A 21,305-nucleotide genomic window follows, 5' to 3' on the forward strand; every position below is an offset into this window, starting at 1 on the left:
CAGCGAGCGCGGCAGCGGGTCCGCGCCGGTGAGCGTGGCGACGCGGTCGTACTCGCGCAGCGCCGGGTCGAGCCGGTGCACCGCGGCGGCCAGCGGCCGGACCCGGGTGGCCTGCCACAGCGCGGCCGCGCCGAGCCCGGCCTCCAGTGCGGCGCGGAGCAGCTCGACGTGCTCGGCCGGGCCGAGGCGTTTCAGCGCGATCACCGCCGCCTCGGGTTCGAAGTCGGTGGGCTGCCCGGGCTTGCCGATCCCGCGGGCCAGCGCGGCATAGACTCCCCGGGCCGAGGCGACCGGCGCCGTGGCCAGCTCCCGCTCCACCTCGGCGGTCAGCGCGCGGAAGAGCTCAGCGGGAAGGCGGGCCGCCGCGGAACGCCGGGCACCACCGCCCCTTACGCGCACGGGCGGCGCCGGCACCAGGGGCTCAGCCGTAGGGGACACGGGCACCGGGAGGCCGGTCACCCAGCGTTTGACCTGCGCCACCAGTGCCGGGACGAGGTCGTCGTTGAACCGCGCGCGCAGCTCGTCGACGTGCCAGCCGCCGGTGTGCCGCCGGATGTCCAGGTTGGCCACGATGCGGCCATCAGCCGGGTCCCGCAACGCCATCAGCACGCACTGGCCGCGCCGGGCCTGCTCGGCGTACCAGGACTCGCCGATGCAGTTGCCCATGTAGCCGGACCAGGCGGCCAGCTGTCCCGGCTCGCGGCCCACCTCCACGACCAGCCCGGCGCCAGGGATGACCTGTTTGTCCACAGTGGACACTTCGGCGGGGATGGGAAAGGCGCCCACGCTGGCCTCGGCGACCACCGCGGCCGCGCTGACGCCCTCGGCCAGCGCCGCCCAGCTCCGGGAGCGGGGCGGCGGTGCCGCGCCGAAGGCGACCAGCTGGGCCACCTCGGCGGCGGCCAGCGGCACGGAGTCGGCGCGCGGCCCCTCCTGATCGGGGGGTGGCCTCCGGTAGTCCAACTCGGGCACCGGCCGCGAGATGCGGACCGTGGCGGACTCGTTGCCGTGGAAGGGCGCCAGCGCGTCGGCGAGGTCAGCGAACCACAACAGGTCGTGCGGCGCTTCGACCAAGGCCGGATCCGCGCCGGGATCAGCGGCCAGCCGCCGCGCCAGCGGCGCTGCGGGGCCGTCGGCGTGCGCGTCGGCCAGCGGCGGCTGCTCCCAGCCGCCCGGCGGCCGGGTGAACCCCGCCGCGGCGCGCCACTGGTGCAACCGGTCGGTCCGCCACGGCCGACAGGTATCCCAGCAGTTGTGCAGGGGCCGCCAAGCCAGCTGGCGGAGCTGCTCGGTCACCGCGTCGAAGATGACCACGCCGTAGTTGCGGGCCATGGCGACCCGGGTCCGCACCGCGGCCTCGGTCCGCTCGGTGATCGCCCGCCCCGGCCGCGACGGCTGGATCAGCTGGTGGACGTAGCACCCCGGCCGCGCCGGATGGCTGTAGGCGCCCTCGCGGCGGCGGGCGGCCTCGGACCGCTCCCGCTCGGTGAGGCAGGCGTCGGCCGCGAGCAGCTCGCCGCGGTGCTTCGCCGCGGCGAGCGCGAGGCCTTCGTCGGAGACGGTCCTGGCGAACCTCAGCAGCGCGGTCGCCGCGATGGCATCGTGCAACAATCGGCGGAGTTCGTGGGCGGGCCACTCCTTGGGCGCTGGCCAGCGAGCCGCGGCAGCCAGCGTCGGGCGGCGGCCCCCGAGCCCCCAGGCCAGCGTTGCCAGCATCCCCTCGTCGAAGTGCTCCTGGTGGCGTTCGCGGAGCTTGTCGATCCGATCAGCCTTGGTCTGCGTCAAAGCCAGACGGGCCAGGCGCTGTCGCTCGGCCAACCGGGCGCACACCTGCTGCCACAGGCTGACGATCAGCTGGAACCGCCGTGGCCGGGGATAGCCCGCCAGCACCCTGGCCAGGTGCCCGGCCAGCGTGGAGGCCGCGCCACGCGGGAACGGGTCGATCCCCTCCGGCGCGCGCAGGTCCAGCAGCTGCTCCAGCTGCTCCGGGCCGAGCAGGTCCGAGGCCGCGGAGGCCAGCCCCAGCGCCGCCCAGCGCCCCTCAGCGACCGCGGCGTGCGCGGCCGCGCCGACCCGCTTGGTCGCCGAGGGCCCGAACAACGCCACCAGGCTCGCGCTCCGGTCGCCCAGCCGGTGCGCGCCCTCGGCGCCGAGGACCCGCAGAGCGGCCAGCACCGCGTCCCGCCGGTCGCTGTGCGCCCCGGCCAGCCGCGCCGAGATGAAGCCGCCACCGAGGTCAACGCCTGCCGCGGCCGCCTCGATCTCCTTGCCCGCCAACAGGACCAGCCGCGCGCACGCTTCCCGGACCGCCTCGGGGCTTGCCTCGGTCGGCCCGACGGCGACGGCAGCGCCGGGCGGGTGCGCGCCGGCCCGGTCCTCGGCGGGTCTGGGCGTGCTCCGGCCGCCGGAGGCGGGCAGCCAGCAGCGCGACCCAGCTCCGGCGGTCAGGCCGAATGCGAGCTGTACGGACATCGGTGGTCATTGTTCCGCATCAGGCCAGCGAAATTGGCGGCGATCCGGCACGCGGGTCCACCCCCGCTCGGGCTTGCGGGGTGCCATCACGCTCCTGGGGCTTGCGGATGGAGCCGCAGTGGCACGGCGATCGGAGACGGGCCCGTTTCACACTCCTTTCCCCTTGTGCGCGCAGCGCAGGAGGCGTGGTCGGCTGGAGGACCTTCAAGCGACCGCGTTCGCGACCAACCTGACTCTGGTGAGACGCCCCACCGGGCCTGGCATGTCCAGGATCTCGCAGCAGGGAAGCACTGGCACTGCCGAAGCCCCGCGGGGTGCGTAAGCGAGCACTAGGACTTCGCAGGAGGACGTGCACATTGACCTGATCTCCGTATCGACCGTCCAGTGAGGACGGTCGGCGTCCCGCGCCAGGGAAACCGGCGCCCGTTGCAGGGTCGTGTATCCCTGGCGGCTTCCACGATGCGCGGTGGCCCCACCACGGGCGGCTTGAAGTGGCCCCTTGGCGCGTCGGACCCCAGTGCGGTTACGCGTCATTGCTGCGGTGCCGAAGCCCAGAACACCGTTTCACGGCATGAGAAGACGTTAGGGACTGGCCGTTGCCGAGAGGCCGCGCAGCTCGTCTGAAGTAACCGGCGGAGCTGTGAGTCGCATGGCGCGCTGATCGAAGAACAGGCGGGCGACGAGGTCGCCGCGGGAGCCGGTGCCAGTCTTGGAGAAGATCGACTTCAGATGGTCCTGGACGGTGTAGGCCGACATCCGAAGCTGGTTGGCGATCTGTCTGGTCGGCAGGCCTTGTGCGACACATTCGGTGACCCGTCGTTCCTGGGGGGTGAGGCCGTACACGTCGGCCAGCAGTGGCGCCATCTCCGCCGGGCGAGCTGCTTCGAGCAGGACCGCGACCGGCGCCGTCGTGCCCTCGCCCAGCAGTGATGCCCGAACTATCACCCAACGCCCTGCCTTGGTGCGCACGCGCGCTCTGGCTGGTGTGGTGCTCGCTCCGCCCACTTGCCCCTCCGCCCAGCCGCCGACGGCACGGGCCTGCCTGGCGACCGCACGGATCACCAGTGGGAGCGTTGTGCCTGCTCTTGTGCCGATGCCAAGTTCGTCGATCCATTTCTCGGCCACCTGATTGGCGAGGTCCACGCCGTCATCGGGGTCCAGGACGAGCATTCCGGTGTCGTAGCGGTCGGCGCAGGCGTCGTCCAGTAGCAGGGACCGGCGCAGTCCGTCCGAGATCAAACTGGTCAGCGATGTGACCAGCTGTACCTCGGAGGGCGAGAAGTAGGGGCGGTCCTTCTCCCGGAACACGGTGAGCGCGCCCCACGTGCCGGTGCTGCTGGACAGGACGACTCGGAGTTCGTCGGAGTAACCCCCGGGGCGTCGGACCTCCCGGTGACGCCGGCTGAGGTCGAGGTCGCCCGCCGTGACGTCGCTGAGGCTCGCTGCGGTTCTGCCTGCGCGCGCCATGTCGACCCACTTGGTGTAGTCGGGTTGGCGTAACTCGATCTCGACGAGCCGGCTGATCGCGTCCGCGGGCATCCCGTTCTCGACGAACTCCGCGGTCGGCAGCATGGTGGCCGGGTCCATCGTCATCAGGCAGGAGCCCTCTGACGGCACCGCGCCATCCAGCGCATCGCTCACCGCGCGCCAGTAGTCCTCGACCCCAAGCCCGCGGTGGACCAGCCGCGAGATGGTGTCGCGGAGCTGGTCGTGCACTGGCTGGGTGGTGGCCATGCCTCAACCTAGCCGAACCCCCAGAAATGTGGGGATGGTCGCGAGACCTCAGGTCGCAGCATGATCGACGCACGCAATGGGAGGTACTGGGATGAGAACGTTGCACGTCGGATTGCGGGTGACCGATCTTGCGCGGTCGCTGGCGTTCTACACGGCTGTCGGCTACGAGGTCGTCGGTTGCGTGCCCGAGACGTCGATCGGGCATCTGACCATGCTCAAGCTCCCCGACGATGAGTTCGTCACCGTCGAGCTGGTGCACGACGGCAACCCGGTCGACCGTGGCACCGATGTGAGTCACTTCGTCGTGCAGGTCGAGTCGATGGCCGACACGCTCGGTGTGCTGGCCGGCCACGGGATCAAACCGGTCGCCCCCGGGCAGGAAAGCGATGACGGCCTGAAGACGACGTTCATCGCCGACCCGGACGGTCGACGGATCGAACTCGTCCAGTGGCCGGCGGGCCACGCCGACGGCATCACCGCCGCGGACTGGCCAGAGGAAGGGGAATGAGGATGAGTAGGACGCCACTGCGGCTTTACATGTCTATGTCGGTCGACGGGTACATCGCCGGACCGGACGACCGGCCGGGCCAGGAACTCGGCCGCAACGGAGGGCGGCTGTTCAACTGGCTCGACGACCGGATGTCCGAGGGGATCAACGGGCAGGTGTACGCCGAGCTCATGGCGACCGGCGCCGTGATATCCGGACGCCGCACGTACGAGCTGGCCGGTCGATGGCAAGGCGACCACCACGACGGAGTGCCGGTCCACGTGCTCACCCACAACATCGACCCAGCCGACGAGCCGCCGGGCAGCGTGAAGTACTACACCGACGTCAACGCGTGTGCCACCGAGGCCCGGGAAGCAGCGGGAGATCGAGCCGTGCTGGTCCACGGCGCGAGTGCGGCGCAGGCGTTGCTGGCAGCCGGCCAGCTCGACGAACTTGAACTGCACCTTGTCCCCGTACTGCTGGGTGGCGGACGGCGGCTGTTCGAGCCGGCCGGACTCGGTCACATCGAACTGGAGCTCGTCCGCCAGCTCGAAGGCCGCAACGCCACACATCTGCGTTACCGCATAGTCCATCGCGAAGGGAAACAGCCATGACTGTCGCATTGCTGACAATCGACGCTCTCGACGTCAGGGTTCCCGTGGGCACCTGGACCATCGATCCGGCGCATAGTTCCATCGGGTTCTCGGTTCGCCATCTGATGGGCAAGGTCCGCGGAACCTTCGAGCAATTCACCGGTCACGTGACGACCACCGAAGAGCCGGCCGACTGCTCCGCCACCGCGACGATCTCCATGAGTTCGGTGAACACCGCAAACCGCATGCGCGACGACGATCTACGCTCGGTCAACTTCTTCGACGTCGACCGTCATCCCGATATGACCTTCGAGAGCACCGGCCTCACCGTGCACGACGGGTTGCTCGAACTGCTTGGAAAGCTGACGATCCGGAGCATCACGCGCGACGTCACCATGGAAGTCGAGTTCCTCGGCCTCGACGAGACCGGATTGCAGGGCGAGCAACGGATCGGGATCTCGGCAACCACGACGATCCGGCGATCGGACTACGGCGTTGGCGCCGGTGCCGGCGAAGGTCAGAAGATCGTCGTTGGCGACAAGATCACCATCCAGCTGGACATCCAGGCCATGCTCGAATCCTGACCCTGACAGCGCGATGGCTCGCCACCACGACTTCCTTCCCAGTGCCCGGACTCTCCTTTGATAGACCATTGCCACACCAAACCGCTAGGTGGGGCCATTTCAAGCCGCCCTGGTGTAGGCAAGCCGAACCGCCGGAGGCATGCGGCCAGTTCGCCCAGCGGTAGGCCCCGGCCGGGGAGCGGAGTGGGCGGGACCGGCTGGGGCTCGCTGGGGAGCCGGACCGGCCGGATGGTCGACTCAGCCACGGGCCACCCCCGTTGAGGTGGTCCCGATGAGTGAAACGGAGAAAGGGCCACGCGATCGTGCGATCGTGCGGCCCATAGGCACTTGAACACGAAATCTACGTGAGATTTCCCGCCCGCGAGTGGTGCGTGAGGTCCGCCGCGCTGCTTCCGGGGAGCCCGCTGGCCGGACCAGCGCTCGCCCTCGCGCTCGCGGCCACCGCCTGGGCGCGGAGACGCTGGCGCCGCCGCGGGCAGGCCCGCAGGGCTGCGAAAGCGCGGCTGATCACCGTGCTGGTTCCACCCGTTTTCGAACCGGACGGTGGGATCACGTGGTGGGCCAACCTGATCGGCCTGCTCGGCCCCGCCTGGAAGCGCTTGCTGCACGGGCAGCCGCACCTGAGCTTCGAGTACACCTTCACCGTCGAGGGCGTGCAGATCCAGCTGTGGGTACCCGGCACCGTGCCGCTCGGCCTCGTCGAGCGAGCAGTCGAAGCCGCGTGGCCCGGTGCGCACACCCGCACCACCGCCTTGCCACCACGACCAGGCGGCGGCCGTGGGCGGAGAACTCCGGCTCGCCCGTGCGGAGGTGCTGCCCCTGCGCACAAAGTTCGCCACCGACCCTCTGCGCGCCTTGCTCAGCGCCGCCACCGGCCTGGGGCCGCAGGACGCCGTCCGGGTGCGGATCCTGGCCCGCCCGGTCACCGGGCTCCGCCTGGCCCGCGCCCGCCGCCGTGCCACCCGGCTCCGCACCGGCCGGTGCCCCGCCATGATCGGTAGCCTGCGGCACCTGCTCACCCCCACCGTCGGCCACCCCACGCCGCAGTAGGCCGCGGCCGTCCGCGCGGCGCTGCGCGGCCGGGGGCACGCCATCGCCGCCGCCTTCGCCCCCTGCACCGGGTGCAACTACTACCGCCGCCTCCGCCTGCGCCACCCGCACATCACCATCCAGACCCGCCTGCTGACGGGCGGAGCCTCGACCAGCTCAGTAAGGACCCGCACGCCGCGATCTTGGCCAACGCCCGCTCGAAGCTGTTCTTCACCGCCAGCCCGGCACCTGGCCCGCCACACCCACCCGCGCCTGACCGAACACGACCTTGCCTACCTCTGCCGCCTCCACATCGCCGCCCGCCTGCTGGCCCACGGCGCCGAAGCCCCGGCCTTCACCTGCTCCAGCCGACCCTGGATGAGATCGACGCCATCGCCTCTCACGGAGGAAGCTCCCGGATTCTCAGTAGCGGTGGCGGACCGTTGGCGGATCCGCCAAGGTCACTGAGACTGGTGTCGGCAGCGCTACGGTCGGCTGCTCTGGCCAGTTGGACCGCTCTTGGGGTGCCATCCGCACGGAGGGTCCTCACCGACCAGACCGTCCACGGCTTCGCGGAGCAGATCGGCGTGTCCGGTGTGCCGGCCGTACTCCTCGATCAGGTCGCAGACGAGTCGGCGCAGGCTGGCATGGCCTCCGTCGGGCCAGGACTGGTGAACGAGTTGGTCGAGTCCGCCGTCGGCCAAGGCCGCGCCGAGACGAGCCCGGGATCGTTCGACAGCGCCGTCCCACAGCGCGTAGAGCTGCTCGGGGGTGTCGTTGACGGCGGAGGTGAAGGTGTACTCCCAGTCGTTGCTGCCGTCCCAGCCGATGGCGTCCCATGGTGGGCCTATCGGCTCCCCGCTCAGTTTGGTGGTGAACATGTAGTCCTCCGCAGCGGCGAGGTGTTTGAGCAGGCCGCCGAGGGTCAGCGAGGAGGCGCCGATGCGGGTCCGGAGCCCGGCCGCGTCGAGGTTGTCGGCCTTCCATCGAAAGGTCGTGCGCAGCCGGTTGAGCGCACCCATGAGGTGCTCGACCTCGCTACCGGCCAGGGGTGGCTCCCATGGGGGATCGCTGTTGGTCATGGGAGCACACCGTAGACCTGATGCGGACAATGGTGCGCTGAGCCGGTCGAGTAGTGTCGCCGACTCGGCCCACGCCTCGCCAGCCAGACTGAAGACTTCACAGCTCGGGCACACCCGACACAACACAGCAGGGCGTAGGGGCCGAGGAAATGACACCGGTCTGAGACTGATCTTGGGTGGCATGGCCGTGGGACAACTGCGAAACGGCAGGTCATTCAAGATCGACATGTCACGCGCGGTGAGACCCACAGCCCCCCAAACCAGCACCGCGACCATGGAGAACATCCTCGCCAGGAGCGCACGTGGAGCATGACAACGAGCCCGGCACGTCGGCCTCACCCATCACCGCCGAGCTCATGCGTGCCTACTCACGCCTTGGCAATCGTGGCCCAGCACCGTGGTGGATCGCCCAGACGCGGTCGTGGCCGGGCATGGTCGCCGCGGAGACCGGTGCGCAGGTGAACTGCGCCGTGCTGACCCTGCTCAGCGTGGCCTTGTGGCACCGCGATCACCTCCGTGAGCTGACCAACTTCTTCACCCCGTTCTACAAGGCGGGTTGGTGCAACGCCGCGTTCGTCCGCGCGCTGGACTTCGATCCGGATGGCAAGAAGGTTCTGCCGTGGTCGACCGGTGACGGCCGGATCCAGCCCGCAGGCCCGCTGCTGGGCTACCTCAACCAGCGGATGCGCGCTTGGCGCCAGGCCGACCCAGACTGCCAGGCCAACAGCCGACAAGCGCCCGCGCCGCCGATGCCCGCGGTCTCCCTGCAGGAGTGGTTGACTCGGCTGTTGGAGTTCTACGGCGACGGCCACGCCGACCCGCGCCCACGCCAACACCGGAACTCCGACTGGGCCATCCAGGCCTACCAGCGCAATAACAACAACCGCCCGACTTCGCTTGAGCGCCTGCAACGGGCCGAACAACGCCGCGCGGACCTCGACCGCGACTTCGCCAGGCTTGGTGTCCGGCCGCCGAGCCCGCCCGTGGATCCCACCGACGATCTGGCACTTCTGTTCGTGCCTGAGGTATGGGACGCAACGATTCCGCTGTTCCGGGCACAACGACCTGGCCGGCACCACGCCGATCGGCTGCGCGAGGCCATGCGATCGGCCAGGATCGTCAACCGCGCCGCCACGCACGAGCTGCTCTCCCGAGTTACTGTGGAGGAGCTGGCTGAACGGGCCGCTGGGATCACCCGGGCCGATGGCAGCAGCGTGGATGCGGGGACGGTCCGGCGCCTACTCGCCCGCGTCTGGTGAGACCGCCCGCTCGGTGGGGGACTGCTACGCGGCCATCCGCAACTCGGTCAGCTACATCGAGATCGACCTGTCGAAGGACGAAGCCGTCGAACAGCGATCAAGCTGACCTGAAGACGTGAAATGAACGGCGCCAGGCTCGCGTTCACCGGCGCCTGGCCACTAACGAAGATGGCCTCGGCGGACTATTTGCAGGTCAGGCGACCATCATGGTTCGCATGAACACCTGCCTTGTGCAGGGACGCGACATTTCTGTGTCCGAGGCCGGAGTTGAACCCCCAGGCCGGTGAAATCTCCCTGATTCGGTGAGATCACACCGGAAACCCTACCCGCGGCGCTGAACCTGCGGGCCGCGTTAGGTGGCCCCGGTCGGGTGTACTTCGCCAGCAAGGTACGTCGGGTAGCGCCTGGTGAACGTGTCCATCCTCAGTCTGACCCGAGTACCACTGCGCCGGACTATCCCCGCTCGCGCGGGGACGACAGACCACCGCGTCTCACCGGCGAACTGGCGCACGGACCACCCTCGCACGCGCGGGGACGACCTGTCGCTGGGCCTGCGCGGTCACATGGCGCTGGGACCACCCCCGCTTGTGCGGGGACGACAGCTCCCGCTGGGGCTGCGCTCCGCGCAGCTACGGACCAGCCCCGCGTGTGCGGGGACGACACTTGCTGAACAGGCGCGATACAGCGGCACCGGCCGTTTCATCATCGGTTTGCTACACACATCGGTCGGCCGTCTCCCCTGAGGCGATGCCATGCACGACGCTGAACGAGCTCCGTGGCCTCGCCGGACGCTGGCGCGCTCCTGCCCAGCATGCAGCAAGGCGAGGTCACTCTCGGTGGGCCAAGGCTCAAGACGGCCCGGAGACGATGGTCGCGCCCCGGTGCGCGACTCGGCCGCCCTTGTCGGCTCGCAGGGTGGCGGTGCCACTCGGTCGGCTGGAGCCGGAGAAGGGACAAGACAATGGTCACCTTGCCCCCGTGGTCCCGGTGGCTGCTCAGTGCGAACTTGCCAGTTGTCCGGTGAGTTTGCGGTGCAGCTGCTCGCTGTGCGGGTTGAGGCCGACGATCTCCGCCTCGATGCCGCGTGCGGCGAACTTGGCGCTGACCGCGTCCAGGGTGGCCACCGCGGAGGTGTCCCACACGTGGGCGCCGGAGAGGTCGATGACGACCGTGCGGGTTTGGGTGTCGGTGTAGTCGAAGGCGTGCATGAGCTCGTTGCTGGAGGCGAAGAACAGCTCGCCGGTCACCGCGTAGACGCGGACGTTGCCTTCCGGGTCGAGCACGCTGGAGACCTCGACGACGTGGGCGACCCGGCGGGCGAAGAAGATCGCCGCGAGCAGCGCGCCCGCCACGACCCCCAGGGCCAGGTTGTGGGTGGCCACCACGGTGCCGACCGTCACCACCATCACGGTGGTCTCGCTCTTCGGGGATCGGCGCAGTGCGCTGGGTTTGATGCTGGTCCAGTCGAAGGTGGAGACCGAGACGAAGATCATGACCGCGACGAGGGCGGCCATCGGGATCAGCGAGACGACCGGGCCGAGGGCGAAGACGAGGATCAGCAGGAAGACACCCGCGGCCAAAGTGGACAGCCGGCTGCGGCCGCCTGACTTGATGTTGATGATGGACTGGCCGATCATCGCGCAACCGGCCATGCCGCCGAGGAAGCCGGTGGCGACGTTGGCAACGCCTTGTCCCCGGACCTCCATGCCTTTCCTGGACGGGGTGTCGGTGAGGTCGTCGAGCAGTTGCGCGGTCAGCAGCGACTCGACCAGACCGACCACGGCCAGTGTCAGGGCGTACGGCGCGATGATCGTCAGCGTTTCCAGGGTGAAGGGCACCATCGGCAGGCCGAATGCCGGCAGGGCTTCGGGCAGTTGGCCCATGTCGCCCACGGTGGGCACGGAGATGTGCAGGAACACCGTGAGCGAGGTGATCACCACGATGGCCACCAGGGGAGCGGGGATCGCCTTGGTGAGCCGGGGGAGCAGGTAGATGATGCCCAGGCCGAGCACGGCCAGGCCGATGACCGGCAGCCCGCCCGTGGTGATGTGCGGGATCTGGGCGGTGAACAGCAGGAGGGCCAAGGCGTTGACGAAGCCCACCATCACGGTGCGGGGCACGAAGCGCATCAGCTTGTGCACGCCGATGAGGCCGAACAGGACCTGGAAGACGCCGGTCAGGACGGTGGCCGCGAACAGGTACTCGACGCCGTGGTCACGCACCAGCGGCACTACCACCAGCGCCATCGCGCCGGTGGCCGCCGAGATCATGCCGGGGCGGCCGCCGGAGAAGGCGATGATGATGGCGATCGTGAACGACGCGTAGAGGCCGACCTTGGGGTCGACGCCGGCGATGATGGAGAAGGACAGCGCCTCCGGGATCAGGGCCAGTGCCACGACCAAGCCGGAGAGCAGATCGGCGCGGGGGTTGGCGAACCAAGTTGTGCGGATCCGGGACAGCAGGGAGGGCCGTACGGCCGCCTCGTGGGAGGACAAGCGTCACCTCGGGGTGTGTGCGAGCACTCTGGTGGTGTTCGCGGGATGTGCGGGTCTGAGCGGCTCACGCGGACGTCGTCACGCGTCGCCTCGCAAGGCCCCGGTGGACCGCGGTGGCGGCATCGGCGACCAGTCGCAGCTTCTCCGGTGCGACCAGGGAAACCCTACCTTAACGTTAGGGTAGGGATACGGGCGGCTCATGTGATCGTGGGCACTGCCGAGGTCGTCGCGGCAAGGGGCCGCGAGGGGAAGTGGTCAGGGCCTTGGCAGGTGGGACCGCAAGGTGGCGGCGAAGTCCTCCGCGATGGTGAGCTGCTTTCGCAGTTGCCTGCAGCGTTCCTCGGCGGCGGACCAGAACTCGGCGAGGCGCTCCAGGTAGCTGGCACGCTCTGGGCTGTCCGGGTCGGTGAGGGAGTCCAGGAGGCCGAGCAGTTCCCGCATCTCCTCCAACTGGAAGCCCAGGGGCTTCATGCGCATGATGACGCGCAGCCGGTCGACGTCGGGTTCGGTGTACAGACGGAAGCCGCCCTGGCTGCGCTCGCTGGGGATGACCAGGCCGACCTCTTCGTAGTAGCGGATCGTGCGCAGGGAGAGACCGGTCCGCTCGGCCACCTCACCAATCTGCATCTGCCCGCCCACGCTGGTCCTTCCATCGTCGAACAATGTCCGGCCATTCTGTCATTGGCGGGCAGGCGGCGTCGTGCCGCGAGATCCTGACTCGCACCCGGGCCGCGACCCTACGAGGGCATGTCGTCTCGGTTGACCTGACGCCGGTGCACCAGCAACCTGCCGCCCTCGCGCACCAGCACGTCCTCGCACAGGCAGGCGAGCTCCAGCTGGCTCGGGCCGCCGGGCGGGGTTCGGATGATCTGCGTGTAGGTCCGGGCGAGCACTGAGCCGTCTGACTGCTGGTAGGCCTCCAGCATGCCCAACCAGTGCCTGCGGGCGATGCCTTCGGCGCGCAGCCGCTGCGCGGCCTCCTGCGCGTTGCGGCGGATGGTCTCCCGTCCGACCAGAGGTTCCGGCCGGCCGTTGGTGCCGAACACCGCGTCCTCGGTGAAGTCGGCGGCCCAGGCATCCGGCCTGCCCTCGTCGACGGTGCGGACGTGGCTTGCGTAGAACTGCTGGATCTCCTGGTACAGCGCGGGACTGACGGCGGTGGGCGCTTCCTGGTGAGAGGTCATGTCGAGCAGGATCATTGGTCGTTCTCAAGCCATTCTCGAGCCTTGAGGTTGGCTGGCGCTCGGGTTGAGGGCGCGGAGTTTGCGTTGGGACACAAGGGGGATCTACTGCTCCGAGGAGGCCGGATGAACCGGATCAGGACGAGTTCGGCGGTCCTGTTCGACACCGAGGACGCACCCGGTGGTCCGCCGTGGACCGACCTGAGCTCCCTGCTGGCCGATGCCGCGCGGCGGCACGGTGATCGCGAGTTCCTGCGCTGCCCCGACCGGAGCGTCAGCTTCGGCGAAGCCGGGCAGCGAACCCTGGAGCTGGCCGAGGGGCTGCGCGCGGCCGGGTTCGGGCCAGGGGACCGGGTGGCGATCATGGCGGCGAACCTCGCCTGCTGGCCGCTGCTGTGGCTGGCCGTGCTGCGGGCGGGCGCGGTCGCGGTGCCGGTGGACATCCGGTGCCGCAGCGCCGATCTGGCCCACGTGCTCGCCGACTCCGGCAGCACCGCGGTGCTGACCTCCGACCGCGACGAGGACCTGGTCCGTTCGGTGCTCGCCGACCTCGGGGCCGCGGTGCCGGTGCACACCGAGAGCACCTTGGCCCGAACGCCGGCGGGTGCTGCCGGGTGGCCGGTGCGGGCGCTGGCCAACCTGCAGTACACCTCGGGCACCACCGGTTTTCCCAAGGCCTGCATGCTCACCCACGAGTACTGGTTGCGCACGGCCTGGCAGATCGCCGTGCATGCCGGACTGCGCGCGGACGACGTCGTGCTCACCGCGCAGGCGTTCTCCTACGTGGACCCGCAGTGGAAGACCGCGCTCTGCCTCATGGGCGGTGTGCCCCTGGTCGTGCTACCCCGGTTCTCCGCCTCGGGGTTCTGGCCCTCGGCGCGGACGCACCGGGCCACGCTGACCTACGTGCTGGGCACCCCTCATCCGCGGCCAGCAGCACCCGGCCGTCCTCCTCTGCCACCTCCACCAGGAACCGGCGCTGGAAGGCGCGGCTGTCGGCCATGGAGGCCGCGTACTGCTCACCGCGCAGCACCGCGACTCGGTCGGCGTCCGCGCGGGTGAACCCGGCCTTCGCGGCCAGGGCCTCCGCGGTGGCCAGCATGCCCACCCCGGTGAGCGGGTCGCGGCGGAAGCTGTCCAGCACCCAGTTCTCCGTCTCCGGCTCCTGCCCGGCCGAGGCGCGCGGCCAGTCCAGCACCGGCCCCCTGCTGGTCCGGTCGGCGACCACGACCAGCTGAGCGCCCGCGCCGGTCAGCACCGAGCCTGCCGCCTGGTGCAGCGCGGCCACCGAGGTCGCGCAGGCCTGGCTTACCATCGGCCCGGTGACCGAGGGCAGCCCCAGCCGGGCCGCCACCACCGGACCGCCGTAGAAGATGGCGGGCTGGGGCACCGTCCAGCCCAGCACCAGCCCGCGCAGCTCCTCCGCCGGCAGCCGCCGGGTGGCCAGCGCCCGGCGGGTCACCCACACCCCGACGTCCAGGCTGGCCGGTGCGGCCAGCGAGCCGCGCCACCTGGCGAACGGCGAGGACCAGATCCCGCCGTAGGGCGCGGCCACGTCCTGGTAGCGCACCCCGACCTTCATCGGCTGTCCCCGTGCAGGTGGCCCGCGAACAGCGCCACGCTGCCGCGGACCTCCAGCCAGTGCGAGTCGAAGTGCTGACCCGTTGTCTGCCCTGCCCTCGCAGTGGGTGGTCGTGGGACTCCTGTACTGAAGCGAAACCACCTAGACCCAAAAGCAATCCGTCCTCAATGCGCTGTCGCGCCCTCGGATCCGCCCAGCAGCCGGTCCAGGTGGTAAGCGAGCACGGCGTGCGCGTCCTTGGGGGTGCGCTGGCCGACGAGCACGTTGGTGCCGAGGCCGTGGGTCATGGTCAGCAGCATGGTCGCCTCGTGCGCGGGATCGAGGTGCTCGGCCAGCTCGCCCTGCTGCTGCGCGGCCCGCAGCACTTCGGTCAGCTGGCGCTCCAGCCGCCGGGGGCCGGCGATGAAGGGCTGCGCGGCGTACTCCGGCTCGGTCATGGCCAGCACCGCGAAGGAGGTGAAGACCTGGTGGAAGGCGCGGCTCTGCCGGTCGGTGGGCAGGGCTTCGGCGAGGAAGGCGGTCAGGTAGGCGCGCAGCGCGGGCGGTCTGGGCAGGGCGGCCAGGCGGGCGGCGAGGCGGTCGTCGCTGCGCCGTTCCAGGTACTCCAGGGTGGCCAGCAGCAGGTGGGCTTTGGAGTCGAAGTAGTACTGGACCTGGCGCAGCGAGACCTCGGCCTCGGCGGCGACGTCCCGCAGCTTCACCGCGTGCAGGCCGGTGCGGGCGGCCAAGCGGACCAGGCCCTCGATGATGAGTGCCCTGCGCTGCTCGTGGTCGACGATCTTCGGCACCGGTCCGTCCCTCACCCATCCGGCTTATTTGATACCACGGTATCCTAAAGGCATGAGGAGTCAGCGCACGAGCGCCGCGCCCCCGCCGATCCCGGCCCGCACCTGGCAGATCTCCGCGATCACCGGCGCGGGCGCGTTCATGGCGATGCTGGACTCGACGGTGGCGAACCTGGCCGTGGAGTCGGTGCGCGCGGACTTCGGCTCCACCCTGCCGGTGGTGCAGTGGATCGCCACCGGCTACCTCATCGCGCTGGCCGTCTCCCTGCCCGCCACCGGCTGGCTCGGCGCGCGCTACGGACAGGGCCGGGTCTGGGCGGTCTCGCTCGCGGTGTTCACCGCGGCCTCGGCCCTGTGCGCCTCGGCCTGGGACGCGCCCTCGCTGATCGTGGCGCGCGTCCTGCAGGGCCTGGCCGCGGGGCTGATGGTGCCTGCCGGGCAGGCGATCGTCGCCCAGGTCGCCGAACGCGACCAGCTGGGCCGCCTGATGGGTGTGCTGGGCCTGGTGGTCAGCCTCGGACCGGCGGTGGGACCGGCCGTCGGCGGCCTGCTGCTGGAGGCCGCCTCCTGGCGCTGGCTGTTCTGGATCAACGTGCCGGTCAGCCTGCTCGCCCTGCTCGCCGCCCGCGGCCGGGTGCCCGGCGGCGAGCAGAGCACCACCCGCACCCTGGACCGCCGCGGTCTGCTGCTGCTCGGCCTCGGCCTGCCGCTGTTCCTCTACGGCGGCACCGAGATCGGCGCGACCGGGGTCAGCACGGCACACGTCGTGGCCATGATGGTCGGCGCGCTGCTGGCCGGTGCTTTCCTGCTCACCGCCCGCCGCGCCGAACATCCGCTGGTCGACCTCGCCCTGCTCCGCAACAGCAGGTTCGCCGCCGCCACCACGACCACCGGCCTGACTGGCGCGAACATGTACGGCGGCCTGCTCCTGCTACCGCTGTACCTGCAACTGGTGGCCGGCCTGGACACCGCGGGCACCGGCCTGCTGCTGCTGGCCATGGGCCTGGGCTCGGCGATCGCGCTCTACGTCGGCGGCGCGCTCACCGACCGCCACGGGGCAGGCCCGGTGGCTTTGACCGGGGCGATCCTGCTGGTGCTCTCCACCGTGCCGTTCCTGCTGCCGGAGGTGCTGCCGATTCCGGTCATCGCGATCCTGCTGGTGGTTCGGGGGATCGGCTTGGCGCTGACCCAGATGCCTGCGACCACCGCCGCCTACGCCTCGGTCGACAAGACGCAAGTGGGCGATGCGGCCACCGTGGTGAACATCGTGCAGCGCGTCGGAGGCGCGCTCGGTGCCATCGTGCTCGTCATCGTGCTGGCCCAGTTCGCGGGCCCGACCGGCTACCTGATCTCCTTCGCCGCGCTGACCGCGGTCGCGGCGGGCACCGTCCTGCTGGCCCTGCTGGTGTGGCGGCACACCCCGGCCCGCGATAGAGAAGACGCGGCGCGGAAAGCGAGGTAGCCGGAGCATCGTCGCAGGTGCTGGACTGATCGGTCCGGAGCCCGGTTTCCGGGCTCCGGACCGTCGTGTTGTTCAGTCGTTGTGGCGCTCGGTCCACCACTGCCGCCCGGTCTCCGGCAGGCTCGTGATGGGGTCGTAGTACGGGTACCGCCGCTCCAGCGCCTCCGCGTCCTGAAGCTCGATCCCGGTGCGGTAGTTCTTTGTCCAGCAAGAAATTCCGCGCACCCGGTCGTACTCCGACACCTGGTGCACCCACCGCTTCCCGACATACGGCACATCGCACACGATCCGCGGCGTCGCGAGCCCGGGCAGATACTCCATGATCGCGTGCTGGAGCTCCTGCGCCTGCCACACCGGATCAGCACAGGTCGACCTCGACGTGGTGCTCGGCGAACAGTTCCAGGACGTCCTCCAGGGTGATCGCCTGCGCCATCCGGTGGCGGTCGTAACCCGCGACGAGGTGCGCGCGGGCGACGGCCGAGTCGCGCCACACCAGCCGGAACGGTGTCCACGCGCCGTAGCCGTCGCTGAGGCAGTCGTGCAGCGCGTCGAGGTTCCCGCCGAAGTACCCGCCCGGGCCGTTGATCGCCTCGCCGAGCGCGCAGTAGAACCCCGCGAGGTCGGTGACGAACCTGCCGTCGAGTTCGTAGGTCGCGCCCGCGGGCCGGGCCGGCGCGCCGACCCGGTGGTGGCCGTTCGCCGCGTCGATCCACTCATACCGCAGGCCCTCGTCGTAGTCGGCCCACAGGTTCGGCCGGTCCGGCGGTCCGGCGCGCCAGTGCTCCAGGACGTCGAGGACCCTGGTCGGCAGCGGCACTCCGGAGTCCCGGCTGACGGTCACATCGAGCAGCCCGGCACCCAGTCGCGACGGCTCGGCCGCGTCGACCGTGCCGCGGATCTGGGCGCCGAGCACCCACCCCACCGATCCGTCGTCGGCCACCACGCGCACCCACGCCCAGATCCAGCGCCGCCGCAGGCCTTCCTCGGAGCTGTCCCCGATCGCCGCCAGCGCCGCCAGCAACGCGGGCTCCGGCCGGCAGCCGATCAGCCGCACCAGCGGCACCGGCAGTTCGGCCCCCTCGCGGAAAACGCCCGTGACGTCCCGGCAGGTGCCGCAGGACGACCCGTCCCAGTCCTGGAGGCGGAACTCCTCGACCTCGTGCGGACGCGGCACGTCATCGGTGTAGCCGTAGCCGTGCACGAACCCGTCCAGGTCGATGTCCACGGTGGCCGGGATCGTGGCGTTCTGCCGTCGCCCCAGCACGACCAGGTCACCGAGGTCCTCGCCCCACCAGGACGGCGGAGTGCCCGGCGGTGGTGGCGGCCCGATCAGGTGGAGGTTGCCCAGCAGGGCTCGTTCGGTGCCCAGTTCCGCCGCGGGCACCCGATCGAGGAGTTCGGCGAGCTTGCCCTCCGGGGCGCAGTCGATGAGGGTGAACCGCTCCCGCGGCTGGGGCGGCAGGTCGACGAAGAGCCCTTCGATCTCCGCGCACAGGGCCAGCGGCTCGTCGGAGTACGGGGCCTCGACCAGGTTGGTCTCACCGCAGAGCAGCCAGCGCGGCCCGATCGGATGCTCCCACGTCCACTGCCGCTCATCCGGCCGGAGACCGGTTTCGGCACCGGTGTCACTGGTCATTACGCGACCGTATCGACTGCGGACGCGACGGCAGGGCGTGTTTGCCGAAAGCGGAGCCCAGCGGCATGGGCCGGTCGTGAACCCAGTGCGTGTCCATCCGACGTGCCCCATTGACGTGTGAGGCGCTTGTTCAAGGTAGGTCGTGTGCTGAGGTGTGAATACTTCGCGGAACTCTCGGCAACGGCTATCTCGATCTCTGTGTCCACGAGTGCACCAGATCGCACCAAGGCCCAGCACTAGCAGCTAACTCGCGACATCCAGCACCTTCGGTGGGCCCAGCATCCTCGCCGTCCCGATGGCAGTGACCGCGCTCTTCAATGAGATCACCGGACTGGACCGTGGCGGGGTACATCAGCTCACCGACGTCCGACCACCGCCAGTCGCCTCGGTCCGCCTGGCGCCGGGGCGGCCAACGCAACGCCGTCGAGTCGCCGAACGGGCACGCCCAGACCGCCCTTCCACCACTGGCATGATCATTCGCACGGGCGACACTGTGCGCCGGGTCGGAACGAGCAAAGAAGTTCAGTTCTCGACGAAGTACGCCTCGGCGGTGTGGCGGATCTGCGCGAGTCGCTTCGGCACGACGCTGTGGTCGGCGTACCCGCAGACGCGGGCGACTTCGGTCTTGCTGGTGACGCCGCTGTTGAGCAGCACAACACCAGCGGCACGCCCCTGCCCGTCGGTGCGGCGGGCAACGTCTATGTCCGCGAGGACCATCTCGTCGAGGCACTACCAGGCCTGCTCGGAGACCCCCAGCCTGTGGTGGCGACATCGTCAAGTGCCGCCGCACACCTTCGTCGGTGCGGGCTGGAGATCATCTGTGGCGGCCAAGGCTGGCATCTCAGGCGGACGGTGCAACCGGAGGTGGTCAGTGCGTTGGCCCCGCGTGGTCAATCAACGCTCGAGCTGGACTGGAACCCAAGTGGCACGAGGCAAGTCGTCGCTCATCAGTAGTGACCAGGAACGGAGACGCGCTTGCGCCAAGCCGCGAAGAAGTCGTCCCAAAGTAGGCCCACGACGGACTTCGAAATCCGTGGGGTAAGAGAGTGTCCGAAACCACATCCCCAACCTATTGTACGCCACTGACCTGCATCTTCCTTGATGTCAGCGCCGCAGCTAACGACTTTCGCCGTGGATGATCATCGAGTCGCGGGCGCTGGTGTCGGCGCATCGGCCCATTCGTCTCCGTGCATCGCTGCGCGCACTTGGTCGCGTGATTGGAGTGCGTGGCCAACTCGTGCGTGGTGCGGATCTTGACGATCATGTCCAGCAACTGCGCGTCCTCCAGTTCTCGCTGGCTGGGCGCGACTGGCGGGCTTAGCCAGTCGTGGTAGGTCGATGGTGGGATGCCCAGGACCCGCAGTAGGAGATCGAGCGAGAACGTGTGGGCGTCGATGAAGCTCATAACATCCTCCGGGACGGGGCGATCTCGGAGGCGAAATAGGCACTGGCTGCCCGCAGTACCTCGTTGACGCGCTTGAGTTCGGCGTTCTCCCGCTTGAGCCTGCGGTTCTCCTCGATCATCGTGGTGGCCGGCCGGTCGTCGCGCGGCCTCGTCCTGGCGGATCCAGTTCCGCAGGGCTCGTGGTGGACGTCCAACTGCTCCGCCAGCCGACGGATCACCGGCTTGGGGTCAGACTCCCGGCACAGGGGACCGCCCGCTCACGCAGCTCGTCCGGGTACTTCTTGGAGGCAGGAAGATGACTTCCTTCCTCGGTTCACAAGATCAAAACTGGTGTGGAAGTCTCCGGGCAACCTGGGGAACCTCACCCGGTCGGGACCGGTCCCCGTGGATACCGTCAAGACTGCAGGAGCGCACAGCGGTACGGGTGACCGTGGCGTTGAGGCGAAGCAAGGGGGAATCAACCATCACCCTGCCGGACCCGCCCGCCGGGCCACCGGCGTACCCCAAATCGACAGCGAGAGCAGTCGGCGCGCGGTGAGTCGGCGGCAGCGTGCGGGGCCCGGTCGAGAGGCTCAGACTTCCCGGTGGCCTCGGGACAATTGACCCTGGCCGCCGGGACACACCCCCTGGCAAGGTCGTGGTGACGGAGGGGGAGCCCGTGCCCACGACTCGTGCCGGGACCAGATCGCTGTCGCTGCTGGCCGTGTTCACGCTGACCACCGCCCTGCTGCTGGCCACACCGACGCCCGCAATGGCAGGCTCCTGGAACGGCGACTTCCGCTCCACCCTCAACAACAGGTGCGTGGAGGTCGTCAGCGGCACGCTGGCCGTGGCGATGGCCGACTGCGTGGGTGAGTCCCGGCAGAAGTGGCGCTACGACGGCGCGGTGATCCGCCACCTGGTGACCGACCAGTGCCTGGACGTCCGCGACCAACGGGTTGGCGTCCGGGCCTGTGACGGCGGCGACGGCCAGCGCTGGACGCAGGAAGGTCCGCGGGAGGGACCGGCGCTGCGCAACGGGCTGACCCAGCAGTGCCTGGAGATCGACGGCGCCGGCTGGGGACGTGGGGTGGCGCTGAGCGCGGGAGTGTGCGGCAACGCGCCACACCAACTCTGGTGGGACCCGGTGTGGTTGTTCGACTTCAGCAGTGCCTGGCACGGCAAGTGCTGGCAGGTGCTCGGCGCGAGCAGCCGGGACGGCGACCCCCTGGGCGTGTCGACCTGCAGCGGAGACACCAACCAGAAGTGGCACACCGTGGGCGAGGCCATCCAGTACCTGCGGGCCAGCCTCTGCCTGGACGTGCTCGGCGCGGATACCCAGAACGGGGCCGAGATCGTGGTGTCCGGCTGCACCGGCGCGGTGAGCCAGCGCTGGTACCGGGACGGGGAACGGATCCGCAGCAGGCTCAACGGCCGCTGCGCCGGTCTGACCAGGGACGCCGAGGGCGCGCGGGTCCGGTTGTGGGACTGCACCGATGGCGTGGAGCAGAAGTGGAGGGCACCGTGGTCCGGCTGAGGC

At 69.9% G+C, this 21,305-nt stretch carries 18 protein-coding genes and 2 pseudogenes; 8 read left to right on the forward strand and 12 right to left on the reverse strand.

Features of this window, described 5'->3' with window-relative positions:
* On the reverse strand, positions 1-2,472 hold a 2,472-nt coding region (locus ACWDY5_RS39750), incomplete at its 3' end, for a hypothetical protein (protein WP_449727297.1).
* Between the two features lie 582 nt (positions 2,473-3,054).
* A complete protein-coding gene (locus ACWDY5_RS39755; RefSeq protein ID WP_449727298.1) occupies positions 3,055-4,206 on the reverse strand; it encodes a helix-turn-helix transcriptional regulator in 1,152 nt (383 codons plus the stop codon).
* Between the two features lie 91 nt (positions 4,207-4,297).
* On the opposite strand from ACWDY5_RS39755, the gene ACWDY5_RS39760 reads away from it, so the two are divergent.
* From ACWDY5_RS39760 to ACWDY5_RS39775, 4 genes are all read left to right on the forward strand, one after another.
* On the forward strand, positions 4,298-4,714 hold the full coding sequence (locus ACWDY5_RS39760) for a VOC family protein (protein ID WP_449727299.1): 417 nt from the start codon (positions 4,298-4,300) through the stop codon (positions 4,712-4,714).
* 35 nt (positions 4,715-4,749) lie between these two features.
* Positions 4,750-5,307, forward strand: a complete 558-nt coding sequence (locus ACWDY5_RS39765; protein WP_449727300.1) for a dihydrofolate reductase family protein — start codon at positions 4,750-4,752, stop codon at positions 5,305-5,307.
* A complete protein-coding gene (locus ACWDY5_RS39770; protein WP_449727301.1) occupies positions 5,304-5,870 on the forward strand; it encodes a YceI family protein in 567 nt (188 codons plus the stop codon). Before ACWDY5_RS39765 ends, ACWDY5_RS39770 begins: the two co-directional genes overlap by 4 nt.
* 777 nt (positions 5,871-6,647) lie before the next feature.
* On the forward strand, positions 6,648-6,920 hold the full coding sequence (locus ACWDY5_RS39775) for a hypothetical protein (protein ID WP_449727302.1): 273 nt from the start codon (positions 6,648-6,650) through the stop codon (positions 6,918-6,920).
* A gap of 464 nt (positions 6,921-7,384) precedes the next feature.
* Here the strand turns inward: ACWDY5_RS39775 and ACWDY5_RS39780 are convergent, their stop codons facing one another.
* Positions 7,385-7,981, reverse strand: a complete 597-nt coding sequence (locus tag ACWDY5_RS39780) for a mycothiol transferase (RefSeq protein ID WP_449727303.1) — start codon at positions 7,979-7,981, stop codon at positions 7,385-7,387.
* A gap of 302 nt (positions 7,982-8,283) precedes the next feature.
* Between ACWDY5_RS39780 and ACWDY5_RS39785 the strand changes: the two genes are divergently transcribed.
* Positions 8,284-9,240, forward strand: a complete 957-nt coding sequence (locus tag ACWDY5_RS39785; RefSeq protein WP_449727304.1) for a hypothetical protein — start codon at positions 8,284-8,286, stop codon at positions 9,238-9,240.
* 995 nt (positions 9,241-10,235) lie between these two features.
* Here ACWDY5_RS39785 and ACWDY5_RS39790 read toward each other — a convergent pair.
* The 3 genes from ACWDY5_RS39790 to ACWDY5_RS39800 form a co-directional block, all read right to left on the reverse strand.
* Entirely contained in the window at positions 10,236-11,735 is a 1,500-nt protein-coding gene (locus tag ACWDY5_RS39790; RefSeq protein WP_449727305.1) for a SulP family inorganic anion transporter, read from the reverse strand.
* 255 nt (positions 11,736-11,990) lie between these two features.
* Entirely contained in the window at positions 11,991-12,362 is a 372-nt protein-coding gene (locus tag ACWDY5_RS39795; RefSeq protein ID WP_449727306.1) for a MerR family transcriptional regulator, read from the reverse strand.
* A 110-nt stretch (positions 12,363-12,472) separates the two neighbouring features.
* A complete protein-coding gene (locus ACWDY5_RS39800; protein WP_449727307.1) occupies positions 12,473-12,919 on the reverse strand; it encodes a nuclear transport factor 2 family protein in 447 nt (148 codons plus the stop codon).
* 123 nt (positions 12,920-13,042) lie between these two features.
* Here ACWDY5_RS39800 and ACWDY5_RS39805 point away from each other — a divergent pair, with 123 nt between their 5' ends.
* Positions 13,043-13,978, forward strand: coding sequence for a class I adenylate-forming enzyme family protein (locus tag ACWDY5_RS39805; protein WP_449727308.1), 936 nt, complete (start codon positions 13,043-13,045; stop codon positions 13,976-13,978).
* Here the strand turns inward: ACWDY5_RS39805 and ACWDY5_RS39810 are convergent.
* Both ACWDY5_RS39810 and ACWDY5_RS39815 read right to left on the reverse strand, forming a co-directional pair.
* Positions 13,887-14,498 (reverse strand): annotated as a pseudogene (locus tag ACWDY5_RS39810) (thiolase family protein); the annotation flags it as partial. The gene ACWDY5_RS39805 and the pseudogene ACWDY5_RS39810 sit on opposite strands and share 92 nt — an antisense overlap.
* Before the next feature lie 164 nt (positions 14,499-14,662).
* Entirely contained in the window at positions 14,663-15,286 is a 624-nt protein-coding gene (locus ACWDY5_RS39815) for a TetR/AcrR family transcriptional regulator (protein ID WP_449727309.1), read from the reverse strand.
* Between the two features lie 52 nt (positions 15,287-15,338).
* Between ACWDY5_RS39815 and ACWDY5_RS39820 the strand changes: the two genes are divergently transcribed.
* The gene (locus tag ACWDY5_RS39820) at positions 15,339-16,745 is read left to right on the forward strand and encodes a DHA2 family efflux MFS transporter permease subunit (RefSeq protein ID WP_449727310.1); all 1,407 of its coding nucleotides are present in this window, start codon (positions 15,339-15,341) and stop codon (positions 16,743-16,745) included.
* Positions 16,746-16,817: 72 nt separating this feature from the next.
* Here the strand turns inward: ACWDY5_RS39820 and ACWDY5_RS39825 are convergent.
* From ACWDY5_RS39825 to ACWDY5_RS39840, 4 genes and pseudogenes are all read right to left on the reverse strand, one after another.
* Positions 16,818-17,099, reverse strand: a pseudogene (locus tag ACWDY5_RS39825) (lysine 2,3-aminomutase); the annotation flags it as partial.
* Positions 17,100-17,103: 4 nt separating this feature from the next.
* The gene (locus tag ACWDY5_RS39830) at positions 17,104-18,381 is read right to left on the reverse strand and encodes a barstar family protein (protein WP_449727311.1); all 1,278 of its coding nucleotides are present in this window, start codon (positions 18,379-18,381) and stop codon (positions 17,104-17,106) included.
* Between the two features lie 522 nt (positions 18,382-18,903).
* Complete coding sequence (locus ACWDY5_RS39835; protein ID WP_449727312.1) at positions 18,904-19,098, reverse strand: hypothetical protein; 195 nt, start codon at positions 19,096-19,098, stop codon at positions 18,904-18,906.
* Positions 19,099-19,450: 352 nt separating this feature from the next.
* Positions 19,451-19,786: a hypothetical protein gene (locus ACWDY5_RS39840; RefSeq protein ID WP_449727313.1), complete on the reverse strand. Its 336-nt coding sequence runs from the start codon at positions 19,784-19,786 to the stop codon at positions 19,451-19,453.
* A 658-nt stretch (positions 19,787-20,444) separates the two neighbouring features.
* Here ACWDY5_RS39840 and ACWDY5_RS39845 point away from each other — a divergent pair.
* Positions 20,445-21,302 (forward strand): RICIN domain-containing protein, encoded by an 858-nt coding sequence (locus tag ACWDY5_RS39845; RefSeq protein ID WP_449727314.1) that lies wholly within the window; start codon positions 20,445-20,447, stop codon positions 21,300-21,302.
* Positions 21,303-21,305 lie beyond the last annotated feature (3 nt).

The sequence above is a fragment of the Crossiella sp. NPDC003009 genome (assembly GCF_053591555.1).